At 64.7% G+C, this 14,228-nt stretch carries 14 protein-coding genes; all 14 read left to right on the plus strand.

The annotated features are described in order from the left end of the window. The first annotated feature begins 121 nt into the window (after positions 1–121). The 14 genes from FOM02_RS10405 to nuoI all read left to right on the plus strand — a co-directional run bounded on the left by FOM02_RS10405 (position 122) and on the right by nuoI (position 14,226). The gene (locus FOM02_RS10405; RefSeq protein ID WP_027559492.1) at positions 122–637 is read left to right on the plus strand and encodes a MarR family winged helix-turn-helix transcriptional regulator; all 516 of its coding nucleotides are present in this window, start codon (positions 122–124) and stop codon (positions 635–637) included. Between the two features lie 175 nt (positions 638–812). Further along, the gene (locus FOM02_RS10410) at positions 813–3,062 is read left to right on the plus strand and encodes a TonB-dependent siderophore receptor (RefSeq protein ID WP_027559491.1); all 2,250 of its coding nucleotides are present in this window, start codon (positions 813–815) and stop codon (positions 3,060–3,062) included. A 22-nt stretch (positions 3,063–3,084) separates the two neighbouring features. Continuing rightward, positions 3,085–4,221 (plus strand): PepSY-associated TM helix domain-containing protein, encoded by a 1,137-nt coding sequence (locus FOM02_RS10415; protein ID WP_035729667.1) that lies wholly within the window; start codon positions 3,085–3,087, stop codon positions 4,219–4,221. Between the two features lie 444 nt (positions 4,222–4,665). Further along, complete coding sequence (locus FOM02_RS10420) at positions 4,666–5,031, plus strand: NADH-quinone oxidoreductase subunit A (RefSeq protein ID WP_008136158.1); 366 nt, start codon at positions 4,666–4,668, stop codon at positions 5,029–5,031. Then, complete coding sequence (locus FOM02_RS10425) at positions 5,022–5,609, plus strand: NuoB/complex I 20 kDa subunit family protein (protein WP_027559490.1); 588 nt, start codon at positions 5,022–5,024, stop codon at positions 5,607–5,609. Before FOM02_RS10420 ends, FOM02_RS10425 begins: the two co-directional genes overlap by 10 nt. Positions 5,610–5,620: 11 nt before the next feature. Continuing rightward, positions 5,621–6,232 (plus strand): NADH-quinone oxidoreductase subunit C, encoded by a 612-nt coding sequence (locus tag FOM02_RS10430; protein WP_027559489.1) that lies wholly within the window; start codon positions 5,621–5,623, stop codon positions 6,230–6,232. Between the two features lie 2 nt (positions 6,233–6,234). Then, positions 6,235–7,431 carry an NADH-quinone oxidoreductase subunit D gene (locus FOM02_RS10435; protein WP_027559488.1) on the plus strand — a complete coding sequence of 399 codons (1,197 nt, stop codon included), beginning with the start codon at positions 6,235–6,237 and terminating at the stop codon, positions 7,429–7,431. After that, positions 7,431–8,393 (plus strand): FkbM family methyltransferase, encoded by a 963-nt coding sequence (locus tag FOM02_RS10440; protein WP_027559487.1) that lies wholly within the window; start codon positions 7,431–7,433, stop codon positions 8,391–8,393. Before FOM02_RS10435 ends, FOM02_RS10440 begins: the two co-directional genes overlap by 1 nt. A 10-nt stretch (positions 8,394–8,403) precedes the next feature. Continuing rightward, entirely contained in the window at positions 8,404–9,015 is a 612-nt protein-coding gene (gene nuoE / locus FOM02_RS10445; protein ID WP_027559486.1) for an NADH-quinone oxidoreductase subunit NuoE, read from the plus strand. Beyond that, the gene (locus FOM02_RS10450; protein WP_027559485.1) at positions 9,015–9,221 is read left to right on the plus strand and encodes a hypothetical protein; all 207 of its coding nucleotides are present in this window, start codon (positions 9,015–9,017) and stop codon (positions 9,219–9,221) included. The genes nuoE and FOM02_RS10450 overlap by 1 nt, the downstream gene beginning before the upstream one ends. Positions 9,222–9,236: 15 nt before the next feature. After that, positions 9,237–10,562, plus strand: a complete 1,326-nt coding sequence (gene nuoF, locus FOM02_RS10455) for an NADH-quinone oxidoreductase subunit NuoF (protein WP_027559484.1) — start codon at positions 9,237–9,239, stop codon at positions 10,560–10,562. A 5-nt stretch (positions 10,563–10,567) separates the two neighbouring features. Then, complete coding sequence (gene nuoG, locus FOM02_RS10460; protein ID WP_027559483.1) at positions 10,568–12,643, plus strand: NADH-quinone oxidoreductase subunit NuoG; 2,076 nt, start codon at positions 10,568–10,570, stop codon at positions 12,641–12,643. A gap of 10 nt (positions 12,644–12,653) precedes the next feature. Next, positions 12,654–13,721 (plus strand): NADH-quinone oxidoreductase subunit NuoH, encoded by a 1,068-nt coding sequence (nuoH, locus tag FOM02_RS10465; protein WP_092213972.1) that lies wholly within the window; start codon positions 12,654–12,656, stop codon positions 13,719–13,721. Between the two features lie 16 nt (positions 13,722–13,737). Further along, a complete protein-coding gene (gene nuoI / locus FOM02_RS10470) occupies positions 13,738–14,226 on the plus strand; it encodes an NADH-quinone oxidoreductase subunit NuoI (RefSeq protein WP_026232873.1) in 489 nt (162 codons plus the stop codon). Positions 14,227–14,228 lie beyond the last annotated feature (2 nt).

Genomic DNA, 14,228 nt, shown 5'->3' on the forward strand with positions numbered 1-14,228 from the left:
TGACAATGTCAACGATCTTCCAGAACGCTTCTTGATCGCATTCGGATCGGGTTGGGGAGGTTGCGCTACCAAGGCTCAGCCGAGACTTGGCACGCCCTGGCTTTCTTGGCAGAGGTGGACCATGAGCGAGACATTCAGCAGGGCCGGGGGTGCGTCGTCCGACGCGGACGAAAGCCACTCGGCGGCGCCGATCACCGCGATGCTGTCGTCGCGGCTGATGGTGCTCGCCAACCTGCTCAAGCGCGGCGCCATCCTGCGCTACAAGCGCCTCACCGGATTGTCCTCGGTGGAGTTCGGTCTCGTCGCCTCGCTCGGCCGCCGTCCGCCGATGAGCGTGGCGCGTCTCGCCGAGGCTGTCGGCCAGGACAAGGGGCAGATCAGCCGCGCGCTCGCCAATCTGTTGTCGCGCAAGCTGATCGCGAAATCGGCAAACCCGAAAGACAGCCGCGAGGTGCTGATCTCGCTGACTGCGGCGGGCCTCGCCGCGCATGATGCGATCGTCGAAGGCGCACAGGAGCGCAATCGGCAATTGCTGGAACAGTTGAGCACGAACGAGCTCGAGACGCTGCTGGCGCAGATCGATCGCCTCACGGCCGCCGCCGAGAAGATGCTCGAAGCAGAAAAGGAAGCGCGCTGAGCGCGCGGAAACATCCGGAAACGCCGGAACCGGATTGGACTCCTTCTAAGAACGTTTCAATTAGGGAATTCGCGCGCGCTCACATAAGCGTCGCTGCAAGCGCATGCCGCGCGGGGATCGGCGGCATGACGCATCAAACATGCAGCTTCGGGGTGGCGCGTTGAACAGTCTTGGAATGCTGCGGTCGGCCGTGTTGGCGACCGCATCCGCTTGGGTTTTGGTACCGCAGGCATCGCTTGCGCAATCGTCCACGCAGAGTGGGGCGCAGAACCTGCCGCCGGTGACCGTTGCGGCACCGGAACAGCGCCGCCGTGCGGCCGCGGCCCCCCAGCGCCGTGCGGCGCGATCGGTGCAGACCGCCAATCGAACCAGTCCGCAGCCGCAGCGCAATGTCGGCGCCGTCGAGACGCCGAACGGCCCGGTGCATGGCTATGTCGCGCGTCGCAGCTCGTCGGGCACCAAGACCAACACGCCGATCATGGAGACGCCGCAGTCTGTCTCGGTCATCGGCGCCGAGCAGATCCGCGACCAGAAGGCGAACAAGCTGGACGAGGTCCTGCGCTACACCGCCGGCGTACGCGCCGGCACTTTCGGCGCGGACACGCGCAACGACTGGTGGCTGATCCGCGGCTTCAAGTCGGACGACGTCGGCCTGTTCCTCGACGGCATGCAGCTGTTCTACACGTCTTATGCGAGCTGGAAGCTGCAGACGCCCAACATGGAGCGGGTCGAGGTGCTGCGCGGCCCGTCGGCGGTGCTCTACGGCGGATCGAGCCCGAGCGGCATCGTCAACGTCATCAGCAAGATGCCGCCCGCCGAGCCGATCCGCTATGTCGAGACCGGCGTCAACAATTTCGGCAACGCCTATGTCGGCTTCGATTTCGGCGGGCCGGTCGCGACGCAGCCGCAGGATGGCAAGCTGTTCTACCGCGTGGTCGGCCAGGTCCAGAACGGCCCGACACAGGTCAATTTCACGCCCGACAACAATTATTTCATCGCGCCGTCCTTCACCTGGAAGCCGGATGCCGACACCACGTTCACGGTGCTGGCCTCGGCCTCGCGGCAGGAGACGCGCGGCATCAACTTCCTGCCCTATCAGGGCACGGTGACAAACGCGCCGTTCGGCAAGATTCCGACCAGCTTCTTCGTCGGCGATCCCAGCGTGGACAAGTTCACGCGCGAGCAGGAAATGCTCGGCTATCAGTTCGAGCGCAATCTCACCGACGACCTCACGTTCCGCCAGAATGCCCGCTTTGCGCATGTCGACGTGACCTATCGCGGCTATGTCGGCAACGGCTGGGACAACATCAACACGGCCACGATGGGCCGGTACAATTGGTATGCGAAGGACACCGCCAACCAGGGCAATCTCGACAACCAGCTGGAATACCGCTTCGGCACCGGTCCCGTGAAGCACACGATGCTGTTCGGCGTCGATTTGCGCGGCTACCAGATCGACGACTATCAGGCCTTCAACTTCGGCACGGTGCCGTCGATCAACGTGTTCAATCCGGTTTATGGCGTGAACGTTCCGATCACCGGCGCACCGTTCCGCAACTTCCTGATCACGCAGAAGCAGGCCGGCACCTACGTTCAGGACCAGATGAAGCTCGGCAACTTCACGCTGGTGCTCAGCGGCCGCAACGATTGGGTCGAGACCACGCAGGCCGCGCGTGACACCGGCGCGAACGTCGCTCAACGCGACGACAGCCGGTTCAGCGGACGCGCCGGATTGATCTACAATTTCGACAACGGTATCGCGCCCTATATCTCCTATGCGACGAGCTACAATCCCGTCATCGGTCTGAATGCGAGCAATCAGCTGCTGCTTCCGGAGACCGGCAAGCAGGCTGAAATCGGCGTCAAGGTCGCACCGAAGGGATTTGACGGCTATTTCACGGCCTCATTCTTCGACCTGAAGCGCCAGAACGCGCTGACCACCGATCCGACGAATGCGCTGCTGCAGAACCAGACCGGCGAGGTGACTTCGCGCGGCATCGAGCTCGAAGCGGTGGCCAACGCCACCAGGGAGCTGAAGCTGATCGGTGCCTTCACGGCCTATCACCTGTTCACCAGTAGGGATCTCGACCCGTCGCTGGTCGGCAAGACCCCGACCAACACGCCGGAGCTGCTGGTCTCGGGCTGGGCGGACTACACCTTCAAGGATGGGCCGCTCGAGGGATTCGGTTTCGGTGGCGGCGTTCGCTATGTCGGCTCCTCCTGGGCCGACGCCGCCAACACGCTCGAGGTTCCCGCTGTCGTGCTCGGCGACCTCGCACTCCATTACGAGTGGCAGAACTGGCGCACGGCTCTCAACGTGATCAACTTGACCGACAAGATCTACGTCGCGAGCTGCGCGTCGGCGACGTCCTGCTTCTACGGCGACCGCCGGCGCGTCACCGCCAGCGTCTCCTACAAATGGTAGGCGCAGGCGCGGGGAGGGCGGCGTGAAGGCGCGCACGGTCAGGCTCTGGTCCGTGGTCCACACTTGGACCAGCCTGATCTCGACCGTGTTCCTGCTGCTGCTCTGCCTGACCGGCCTGCCGCTGATCTTCCATCACGAGATCGATGAGCTCCTGGGCTATGCCCCCCAGCCCGAAGCTCATGCGGGCGCGGCGCGCGCGACGACGCAAGCCATCGCCGACGCCGCGCTCGCCGCCGATCCCGGCCGCGTGCTGCAATATATCTCCTGGGACAAGGACGAGCCCGGGATCGTCACCGCCTTCACCAACAGCGCCGTCGACGGGCTGCCTGACAATACGACGGTGCGCGCCTTCGATGCTGTCTCGACAAGACTGCTCGGGCCGGTCGGCGTCGGGCCGATGCTGATCATGCTCAAGCTGCACACCGACATGTTTGCCGGTCAGCCCGGCAAGCTGTTCCTCGGCGGGATGGGCCTATTGTTTGCGATCGCCATCGTCTCCGGCGTGGTGCTGTACTGGCCGTTCACCCGCCGCCTGCGCTTTGCAACCATTCGGGACAGCGCCTCGCGCCGCGTCCGCTGGCTCGACTGGCACAATCTGATCGGGGTCGTGACGATCGCCTGGGCGCTGGTGGTGGGCTTGACCGGCGTCGTCAACACCTGGGCCGAGCTGATGCTGAACCAGTGGAAGGCGACCGAGCTCGCCAGCATGGTCGCGCCCTATGCCGGCAAGCCGCCGCCGACGCGTCTAGCCTCGCTCGATGACGTCGTTGCGCGCGCCAGACAGACAGCGCCCGGCATGGAGATCGCCTTCATCGCGTTCCCGGGCACGCCCTTCACCTCCTCGCATCATTTCGCCGCCTTCATGCGCGGCGACACCGCGCTGACGGCGCGGCTGCTCAAGCCGGTGCTGCTCGATGGCGAGACCGGGGAGGTGGCCGACAGCCGGGCGCTGCCGCTCTATCTCCAGGCGCTTCTGATCTCGCAGCCGCTGCATTTCGGCGATTATGGCGGGATGCCGCTGAAGGTGATCTGGGCCGCGCTCGACCTGCTCACCATCGTTGTGATCGGCAGCGGTCTCTATCTCTGGGTGGCGCGCCGGCGCAAGCGCGTGTCTGCGAAGTCCGACGCATTCGCCAGACGAGCCCCGGTCCCGTCGTGATGCATGGCTCCTCTGACCGATCGCGCCTGTGGATACGTGTCTTTGCTGCACCTATCCTGCTCGCGGCCGCGACCACCACCGGCCTCCTGGCCGCGCTGCTCTGGGGCGAGCCTGGCCAATATGTCGCCTGGGTGACGGTAGGGGCGCCTGTCTTCGTTGTAGGCTGGATTTTGCTGCGCCGCGGCTTAAATAAAGTGAGCCGCTCCAACAGCGGACGTCACCGCCGAGCGCGCGTGAACTGATCGGGATCACCCTTGCTGGGGCGGTCGATCTGCTCCATACCAGCCGCGGGGTGATTCCGGGGTTTCCACGGTTCAGGGGGCGGCAAAAGGGCCTAAATAGAGCGTGTCTTGCGCCCATTGGTGCACTGCGCTAAGGCTCAGAATAATTCCAAATCGGACGAATCCGTGGCTGTCCCGAGGCTGCGGGAAAAAGGGCTCGTCAATGAGCGGCATCTTACAGAACTATCTTCCACTCGTCGTTTTTATAGGGGTAGCGGGCCTCATCGGCCTGGTGCTGCTGATCGCGCCCTTCATCGTCGCGTTCCAGCAGCCGGACCCGGAAAAGCTGTCGGCGTATGAGTGCGGTTTCAACGCCTTCGACGACGCCCGCATGAAGTTCGACGTCCGCTTCTATCTGGTCGCCATCCTCTTCATCATCTTCGACCTCGAGGTGGCGTTCCTGTTTCCCTGGGCGGTGGCGTTCGGCAAGCTTGGCGCGACCGGCTTCTGGTCCATGGTGGTGTTCCTCGCCGTGCTGACGGTCGGGTTCGCCTATGAATGGAAGAAAGGGGCACTCGAATGGGATTGAACCCTGCAACGTCCACCGGTCCGGTCATCGCGCCGGCCCCCAAGGGCATCCTGGATCCGTCGACCGGCAAGCCGGTCGGGGCCAATGATCCGTTCTTCCTCGAGGTCAATCACGAGCTGTCCGACAAGGGCTTCTTCGTGGCCGCGACCGACGACCTCATCACCTGGGCCCGCACCGGCTCCCTGATGTGGATGACCTTCGGTCTCGCCTGCTGCGCGGTCGAGATGATGCAGGTGTCGATGCCGCGCTATGACGTCGAGCGCTTCGGCTTCGCCCCGCGTGCCTCGCCGCGCCAGTCCGACGTGATGATCGTCGCGGGAACGCTGACCAACAAGATGGCGCCGGCGCTGCGCAAGGTCTACGACCAGATGCCGGAGCCGCGCTACGTCATCTCGATGGGCTCCTGCGCCAATGGCGGCGGCTACTATCACTATTCCTACTCGGTCGTGCGCGGCTGCGACCGCATCGTGCCGATCGACATCTACGTGCCGGGCTGCCCGCCCACGGCGGAAGCGCTGCTCTACGGCGTGCTGCTGCTCCAGAAGAAGATCCGGCGCACCGGCACCATCGAACGCTAAGGTTTTACGTCATGGACGACGGCAAGCTCGACGCCCTTGGGCAAACGATCGTTAGCGCGCTTCCGGGCGCCGCCACCGGTCACACGGTGGCCTTCAACCAGCTCACGGTTGATGTCGAGGCCAGCAAGATCGTCGAGGTGGTCAAGCACCTCCGCGACGATCCGAGCTGCCGTTTCGTCAACATCACCGACATCACGGCGGTCGACTATCCCTCGCGCGAAAAGCGCTTCGACGTGATCTATCACTTCCTGTCACCGATCCTGAACACGCGGATCCGGCTCCGCGTCGCCGCCGACGAGACCACGCAGGTTCCGTCGCTGATCGACGAATTCCCCGGCGCCGACTGGTTCGAGCGCGAGGCCTACGATCTCTACGGCGTGTTCTTCGTCGGCCATCCCGACATGCGCCGCCTGCTTACCGATTACGGTTTCGAGGGCCATCCGCTGCGCAAGGATTTCCCGCTCACCGGCTTCGTCGAGGTTCGCTACGACGACCAGGAGAAGCGGGTGGTGTACGAGCCGGTCCGGCTCAACCAGGAATTCCGCAAGTTCGATTTCCTCTCGCCATGGGAAGGGGCGGACTATCCGCTTCCCGGTGACGAGAAGGCAGGACCGAAGGCCTGATCATGAACGAGCAACCTGAACAGCTTCGCAATTTTACGATCAACTTTGGACCGCAGCATCCGGCGGCGCACGGTGTGTTGCGTCTGGTGCTGGAGCTTGACGGCGAAATCGTCGCCCGCGTCGATCCCCATATCGGCCTGCTTCACCGCGGTACCGAGAAGCTGATCGAGCAGAAGACCTATCTCCAGGCGATTCCGTATTTCGACCGGCTCGACTACGTCGCGCCGATGAACCAGGAGCACGCCTTCTGCCTCGCCGCCGAAAAGCTGCTCGGCATCGAGGTGCCGCGCCGCGGCCAGTTGATCCGCGTGCTCTATTGCGAGATCGGCCGTATCCTCTCGCACCTTCTCAATGTCACCACGCAGGCGATGGACGTCGGCGCCCTGACCCCGCCGCTGTGGGGTTTTGAAGAGCGCGAGAAGCTGATGGTGTTCTACGAGCGCGCCTCGGGCAGCCGCATGCACGCGGCCTTCTTCCGCGTCGGCGGCGTGCATCAGGATTTGCCGCAGAAGCTGGTCGACGACATCGAGGCCTGGTGCGATCCGTTCCTGAAAGTGGTCGACGACCTCGATCGCCTGCTGACCGCCAACCGCATCTTCAAGCAGCGCAACGTCGACATCGGCGTGGTGCCGCTGAAGGAAGCCTGGGAGTGGGGTTTCTCGGGCGTGATGGTCCGCGGCTCGGGCGCGGCCTGGGACCTGCGCAAGTCGCAGCCCTATGAGTGCTACGCCGAGATGGATTTCGACATTCCGATCGGCAAGAACGGCGACTGCTACGACCGCTACCTGATCCGCATGGAAGAGATGCGCCAGTCCGTGCGCATCATGAGGCAGTGCATCCAGAAGCTGAACGCGCCGGATGGCAAGGGCCCCGTCGTCGTCGCCGACAATAAGGTCGCGCCGCCGCGCCGCGGCGAGATGAAGCGCTCGATGGAAGCGCTGATCCACCACTTCAAGCTCTACACCGAGGGCGTTCACGTGCCGGCCGGCGAAGTCTATGCCGCCGTCGAAGCGCCCAAGGGTGAGTTCGGCGTTTATCTCGTCTCCGACGGAACCAACAAGCCCTACAAGTGCAAGATCCGCGCGCCGGGCTTTGCCCATCTGCAGGCCATGGACCACATCTGCCGCGGCCACCTGCTCGCCGACGTCTCGGCGATTCTCGGCTCGCTCGACATCGTGTTCGGAGAGGTCGATCGGTGATGGGGCAGGCGCCAATCCAGTTTGACCGAGCCTCGGGGGCCCTTGAAGGGGCCAACCTGTGGGAGCGGACGGCTGCCTTGGCGCTGGTGACGGGATCGAAGATCTCCTCGCACTTCTCGCACATGGGCTACATCGCCTGCGCCAACCTGCTGCGAAAGACGCTGCCGGAACGCAACATCGCGATCAGGCTCAATCCCGACGCCGTGTTCGAGTTTCCCTACGGCGATGGCTATTGGAGCAAGCTGCTCAACCGCTCCTACAACTACGAGGACGAGCTCGAGCTGCTGTTCGCCGATAGCGTCGACGTCGACTACACGCTGCTCGATTGCGGCGCGAACTACGGCTACTGGTCGGTGCTGGTGTCGAGCAAGCCGTTCGGTTCGCACAAGGCGATCGCGATCGAGCCGTCGGGGCAGAACTATCCGAAACTCGCCAACAACGCCCGCGTCAACGGTGATCGCTTCGAGACCATGAAGTGCGCGATCGGCGCCACGCGCGGCACCGCGCGTCTGTCAGGCACCAAGCACGAAGCCTTCAGCATCGCCGGCGATCCGTCTGATGGCGGCGAGGAAGTGCCCGTCCTCGCGCTCGACAATCTGATCGATGACGGCAAGGTCGCGAGCACCGGCAAATACCTGATCAAGCTCGACGTCGAGGGCGTCGAGATCGAGGCGATCAAGGGCGGCGCCCGGTTGCTTGAGGCCGACAGCGTCATCATGTGCGAGGAGCACGGCAGCGACCGCTCGCATGCGGTGTCGCGCTACATCCTCGAACAGACCCCGCTGAAGCTGATCGTGTTCGATCCGCGCAGCAACCGTCTGGAGACCGTGACCGAGCTGTCGATCCTCGACCGCATCAAGGTCTCGACCCACGTCGGCTACAACGTTTTCGGCACCGCAAGCGCGTTCTGGCAGGATAGGATTGATACCCTGAATGCCAAGACCGCGCGCCGTATGCAGTGAGAGATAAGAGATGTCCGTTCGCCGATTAGCACCGAAGGAAGTCCAGCCCGCGAGCTTTGCGTTCACGGAGGAGAACCTCGCATTCGCCAAGCAGCAGATCGCGAAATATCCGGCCGGCCGACAGGCTTCTGCAGTGATCGCGATCCTCTGGCGCGTCCAGGAGCAGCACGAAGGCTGGGTGTCGGAAGCCGCGATCCGCGCGGTCGCCGACCTGCTCGACATGCCCTATATCCGCGTGCTGGAAGTCGCGACCTTCTACACGATGTTCCAGCTCGCCCCGGTCGGCAAGAAGGCCCACGTCCAGGTCTGCGGCACCACGCCGTGCCGGCTGCGCGGCGCCGAGGATCTGATCCACGTCTGCGAGCACCGCATCCATCACGAGCCCTTCCACCTCTCCAAGGACGGCAATTTCAGCTGGGAAGAGGTCGAGTGCCTGGGCGCCTGTGTGAACGCGCCGATGGTGCTGATCGGCAAGGACACTTATGAGGACCTGACCAAGGAGAGCTTCGGCAAGGTGCTCGACGGCTTCGCGTCGGGCAATCCGCCCAAGCCCGGCCCGCAGAACGGCCGCCAGTTCTCGGCGCCGATCACCGGGCCGACCACGCTGAAGGAGATCACCTGATGCGTGGTCTCTCGCAGCCTTCGGTGGAGGGGAGCGGTGCCATGAAGAAGTGGGGCTTCATCGCAATGCATGCCGCCGTGGCGGCCGCCTTCATCTTTCTCCTGCAACGCTTCAGCCTGAACGCGTCGCTGGAATCCAGCCTGCTCTGGGCGCTGACGTTTGGCGTCTGCGCCGCCGGGCTTGCCTACAAGCAAGCCAACCGTTGATCGGAAAGCACTGAAATGCTCGAGGACAAGGATCGCATCTTCAAGAACCTCTACGGCCTCCACGATTGGGGGCTCGAGGGCGCGCGGCGCCGCGGCGCCTGGGATGGCACGAAGAACATCATCGACAAGGGCCGCGACTGGATCATCAACGAGATGAAGGCCTCAGGGCTCCGCGGCCGCGGCGGCGCCGGCTTCCCGACCGGTCTGAAGTGGTCCTTCATGCCGAAGGAATCGACCGACGGCCGTCCGAGCTATCTCGTCGTCAACGCCGACGAGTCCGAGCCCGGCACCTGCAAGGATCGCGAGATCATGCGGCACGATCCGCATCTCTTGATCGAGGGCTGCCTGATCGCGAGCTGCGCGATGAACGCGCACACCTGCTACATCTATGTCCGCGGCGAGTTCATCCGCGAGCGCGAGCATCTCCAGGCCGCGATCGACCAGGCCTATGACGCCAAGCTGGTGGGCAAGGACAACGTCAACGGCTGGCCGTTCGACATCTATGTCGCCCACGGCGCCGGCGCCTACATCTGCGGCGAGGAGACCGCGCTGCTCGAAAGCCTCGAGGGCAAGAAGGGCCAGCCGCGCCTGAAGCCGCCGTTCCCGGCGAACGTCGGCCTGTTCGGTTGCCCGACCACCGTCAACAACGTCGAGTCGATCGCCGTTGCGCCCGACATCCTGCGCCGTGGCGCGGCCTGGTTCGCCGGCATCGGCCGTCCGAACAATGTCGGCACGAAACTGTTCTGCATCTCCGGCCATGTCGAGCGGCCCTGCAACGTCGAAGAGGCCATGGGCATTCCGTTCCGTGAGCTGATCGACAAGCATTGCGGCGGCATCCGCGGCGGCTGGGACAACCTCAAGGCCGTGATCCCCGGCGGCTCGTCGGTGCGCATGGTGCCGGCCGAGCAGATCATCGACACGCCGATGGATTTCGACAGCTTGAGCAAGCTGCGCTCGGGCCTCGGCACCGCGGCCGTGATCGTGATGGACAAGTCCACAGACCTGATCCGCGCCATCGCCCGTATTTCGTACTTCTACAAGCATGAGAGCTGCGGCCAGTGTACGCCGTGCCGCGAGGGCACGGGCTGGATGTGGCGCGTGCTCACCCGCATGGCCGAGGGTCGCGCGCATAAGCGCGAGATCGACATGCTGCTCGAAGTGACCAAGCAGGTCGAAGGCCACACCATCTGCGCGCTCGGCGACGCAGCCGCCTGGCCGATCCAGGGCCTGATCGCGCATTTCCGTCATGAGATCGAAGCGCGCATCGACCAGTATTCGCACAAGGCCGACATCGACGATATCGGCGTCCGCGATCCCGTGAACATGGTCGCGGCGGAGTAAGAGACATGACCAAGCTCATCATCGACGGCAAAGAGATCGATGTCCCCGCTGAGTACACGCTGCTCCAGGCGTGCGAAGCGGCGGGCGCCGAGATTCCGCGCTTCTGCTATCACGAGCGGCTGTCGATCGCCGGCAATTGCCGGATGTGCCTCGTCGAGGTGAAGGGCGGCCCGAAGCCGGTCGCGAGCTGCGCCTGGGGCGTGCGCGACTGCCGTCCGGGTCCCAAGGGCGAGCCGCCGGAGATTTCCACGCGTTCGCCGATGGTGAAGAAGGCACGCGAAGGCGTGATGGAATTCCTTCTCATCAACCATCCGCTGGACTGCCCGATCTGTGACCAGGGCGGCGAGTGCGATCTTCAGGACCAGGCGATGGGCTATGGTGTCGACACCAGCCGCTTCGCCGAGAACAAGCGCGCGGTCGAGGACAAGTACCTCGGCGCGCTGGTCAAGACCTCGATGAACCGCTGCATCCAGTGCACGCGCTGCGTCCGCTTCTCGGCGGAAGTCGCCGGCGCGCCCGAAATGGGCGCCACTGGCCGCGGCGAGGACATGGAGATCACGACCTATCTCGAGCACGCGCTGACGTCGGAATTGCAGGGCAATCTTGTCGACATCTGCCCGGTCGGTGCGCTGACCTCGAAGCCCTATGCCTTCGCGGCGCGCCCGTGGGAGCTCGGCAAGACCCAGTCGATCGACGTCATGGACGGCCTCGGCTCTGCGATCCGCGTCGATACCCGCGGCCGCGAGGTGATGCGCGTGCTGCCGCGCATCAACGAGGCCGTGAACGAGGAGTGGATCTCCGACAAGACCCGCCACATCGTCGACGGCCTGCGCACCCAGCGCCTCGACCGGCCCTATATCCGCGAGGCCGGCAAGCTGCGCGCGGCGAGCTGGCAGGAAGCCTTCGCCGCGATCGCCTCCAAGGCGGGCCGCACCGACGGCAAGCGCATCGGCGCGATCGCCGGCGATCTCGCCGGCGTCGAGGAGATGTTTGCGCTGAAGGACCTGCTCGCCAAGTTCGGCTCGAGCAATCTGGCGGTGCAGGGCGGCGACGCCTTCGATCCCGCGCTCGGCCGCGGCTCGTACATCTTCAATCCGACGCTCGCCGGCGTCGAGCACGCCGATGCGCTGCTGATCATCGGCGCCAATCCGCGCAAAGAGGCGGCGGTATTCAACGCCCGCATCCGCAAGCGCTGGCGCGCCGGCGGCTTCAAGGTCGGCGTGATCGGCGCCAAGGCCGATCTCACCTATGACTATGACCATCTCGGCGCGGGCACCGACACGCTCGGTGAGCTCGCGGCGGGCAGGCACTCCTTCATGGACGTGCTCAAGAACGCCAAGAACCCGATCATCCTGGTCGGCGCGGGCGCGGCCTCGCGCCACGACGGCGCCGCCATTCTGGCCGCCGCCGCCAAGCTCGCGCTCGACGTCGGCGCGGTGAAGGACGGCTGGAACGGCTTTGGCGTGCTGCACGAGACCGCTTCGCGCGTCGGCGCGCTCGATATCGGCTTCACCGCCTCGGCGGGGGGCCTGAACGCCGCGCAGATGACGACGTTCGGCACGCTGGACTTGCTGTTCCTGCTCGGGGCCGACGAGATCAAGGCGCCTGATAGCACCTTCGTCGTCTATATCGGCACCCATGGCGATCGCGGTGCGCACCGCGCCGACGTGATCCTGCCGGCCGCCGCCTACACCGAGAAGTCCGCGATCTACGTCAACACCGAGGGCCGCGTGCAGATGACGGGCCGCGCCGCGTTCCCGCCGGGCGAAGCCCGCGAGGACTGGGCGATTATCCGTGCTCTGTCGGAAGCGCTCGGCAAGAAGCTCGGCTACGACTCGTTGCCGGCGCTGCGCCAGGCGATCTTCAAGGCGGTGCCGCATCTGATCCGGCTCGACCAGATCGAGGCCGGCTCCGCCGACCAGATCAAGAAGCTGGCGGGGAAGGGCGGCTCGCCCGAGAAGGCGCCGTTCAAGGCGGCGATCGAGGACTTCTATTTGACCAACCCAATCGCGCGTGCGTCCGCCGTGATGGCGGAATGCTCGCGGCTTGCCTCCGGGCAGATGCTGACCGCAGCGGAGTGAGCGTGATCTGATGGAATTCTTTGAAAGCGCATTCTGGACCGGTTTCCTCTGGCCGCTGATCATCATGGTCGCGGAGAGCGTGCTGGTGCTCGTCGTCCTCCTGGTCGCGATCGCCTACATCCTGCTCGCCGACCGCAAGATCTGGGCGGCGGTGCAGATCCGCCGCGGCCCGAACGTGGTCGGCCCCTGGGGCCTGCTGCAATCCTTCGCGGACCTTCTGAAGTTCGTGCTGAAGGAGCCGATCATCCCGGCCGGCGCCAACAAGGGCGTGTTCCTGCTGGCGCCGCTGGTGTCGTGCGTGCTCGCGCTCGCGGCCTGGGCGGTGATCCCGACCAATCTCGGCTGGGTGATCTCCGACATCAATGTCGGCATCCTCTTCATCTTCGCGATCTCGTCGCTGTCGATCTACGGCATCATCATGGCCGGCTGGTCGTCGAACTCGAAATATCCGTTCCTCGCCGCGCTGCGCTCGGCGGCGCAGATGGTGTCCTATGAAGTCTCGATCGGCTTTGTCATCATCACGGTGCTGCTCTGCGCCGGCACGCTGAACCTCTCGGCCGTGGTCGAGGCCCAGCACGCCCGCGGCCTTGCCAGCCTGATCGGGCTGCCCCAGCTCACCATCCTGAACTGGTACGTCTGGCCGCTGTTCCCGATGTTCGTGGTGTTCTACGTCTCGGCGCTGGCGGAAACCAACCGTCCGCCCTTCGACCTCGTCGAGGCGGAATCCGAGCTCGTCGCCGGCTTCATGGTCGAATACGGCTCGACGCCGTACCTGCTGTTCATGCTCGGCGAGTACGTCGCGATCGTCACGATGTGCGCGATGGCGACCATCCTGTTCCTCGGAGGCTGGCTGCCGCCGGTCGACCTGCCGCCCTTCAACTGGGTGCCGGGGATCATCTGGTTCGCGCTGAAACTGTTCTTCATGTTCTTCCTGTTCGCGATGGCGAAGGCGATCGTGCCGCGCTACCGCTACGATCAACTGATGCGTCTCGGCTGGAAGGTGTTCCTGCCGATCTCGCTGGCGATGGTGATCGTGGTGGCCGGTGTGCTGCACTTCGCCGGCATCGCGCCGAAGTGAGGGCCCCGCCATGGGTATCAACATCAACGCCACTGCACGCTCGCTTCTGCTGTCGGAATTCGTCTCGGCGTTCTTCCTCGCCATGCGCTATTTCTTCCAGCCGAAGCCGACGCTGAACTATCCGTTCGAGAAGGGGCCGATCTCGCCGCGCTTCCGCGGTGAGCATGCGCTGCGCCGGTATCCGAACGGCGAAGAGCGCTGCATCGCCTGCAAGCTTTGCGAAGCGGTCTGCCCTGCCCAGGCCATCACCATCGAGGCCGGGCCGCGCCGCAACGACGGCACCCGCCGCACCGTGCGCTACGACATCGACATGGTGAAGTGCATCTATTGCGGCCTCTGCCAGGAGGCCTGTCCGGTCGACGCCATCGTCGAAGGTCCGAACTTCGAGTTCGCGACCGAGACCCGCGAGGAACTGTTCTATGACAAGGCCAAGCTGCTGGCCAACGGCGACCGCTGGGAACGCGAGATCGCGAAAGCGATCGAGCTCGACGCGCCGTACCGGTGAGG

Origin of the sequence: Bradyrhizobium sp. SEMIA (genome assembly GCF_014844175.1) — a bacterium.
Taxonomy (GTDB): Bacteria; Pseudomonadota; Alphaproteobacteria; order Rhizobiales; family Xanthobacteraceae; genus Bradyrhizobium; species Bradyrhizobium arachidis.

Coding starts and splice junctions, on each gene's coding strand:
- FOM02_RS10405 (WP_027559492.1), top strand. CDS start 122: ATGAGCGAGACATTCAGCAGGGCCGGGGGTGCGTCGTCCGACGCGGAC.
- FOM02_RS10410 (WP_027559491.1), top strand. CDS start 813: ATGCTGCGGTCGGCCGTGTTGGCGACCGCATCCGCTTGGGTTTTGGTA.
- FOM02_RS10420 (WP_008136158.1), top strand. CDS start 4,666: ATGAGCGGCATCTTACAGAACTATCTTCCACTCGTCGTTTTTATAGGG.
- FOM02_RS10425 (WP_027559490.1), top strand. CDS start 5,022: ATGGGATTGAACCCTGCAACGTCCACCGGTCCGGTCATCGCGCCGGCC.
- FOM02_RS10430 (WP_027559489.1), top strand. CDS start 5,621: ATGGACGACGGCAAGCTCGACGCCCTTGGGCAAACGATCGTTAGCGCG.
- FOM02_RS10435 (WP_027559488.1), top strand. CDS start 6,235: ATGAACGAGCAACCTGAACAGCTTCGCAATTTTACGATCAACTTTGGA.
- FOM02_RS10440 (WP_027559487.1), top strand. CDS start 7,431: ATGGGGCAGGCGCCAATCCAGTTTGACCGAGCCTCGGGGGCCCTTGAA.
- nuoE (WP_027559486.1), top strand. CDS start 8,404: ATGTCCGTTCGCCGATTAGCACCGAAGGAAGTCCAGCCCGCGAGCTTT.
- FOM02_RS10450 (WP_027559485.1), top strand. CDS start 9,015: ATGCGTGGTCTCTCGCAGCCTTCGGTGGAGGGGAGCGGTGCCATGAAG.
- nuoF (WP_027559484.1), top strand. CDS start 9,237: ATGCTCGAGGACAAGGATCGCATCTTCAAGAACCTCTACGGCCTCCAC.
- nuoG (WP_027559483.1), top strand. CDS start 10,568: ATGACCAAGCTCATCATCGACGGCAAAGAGATCGATGTCCCCGCTGAG.
- nuoH (WP_092213972.1), top strand. CDS start 12,654: ATGGAATTCTTTGAAAGCGCATTCTGGACCGGTTTCCTCTGGCCGCTG.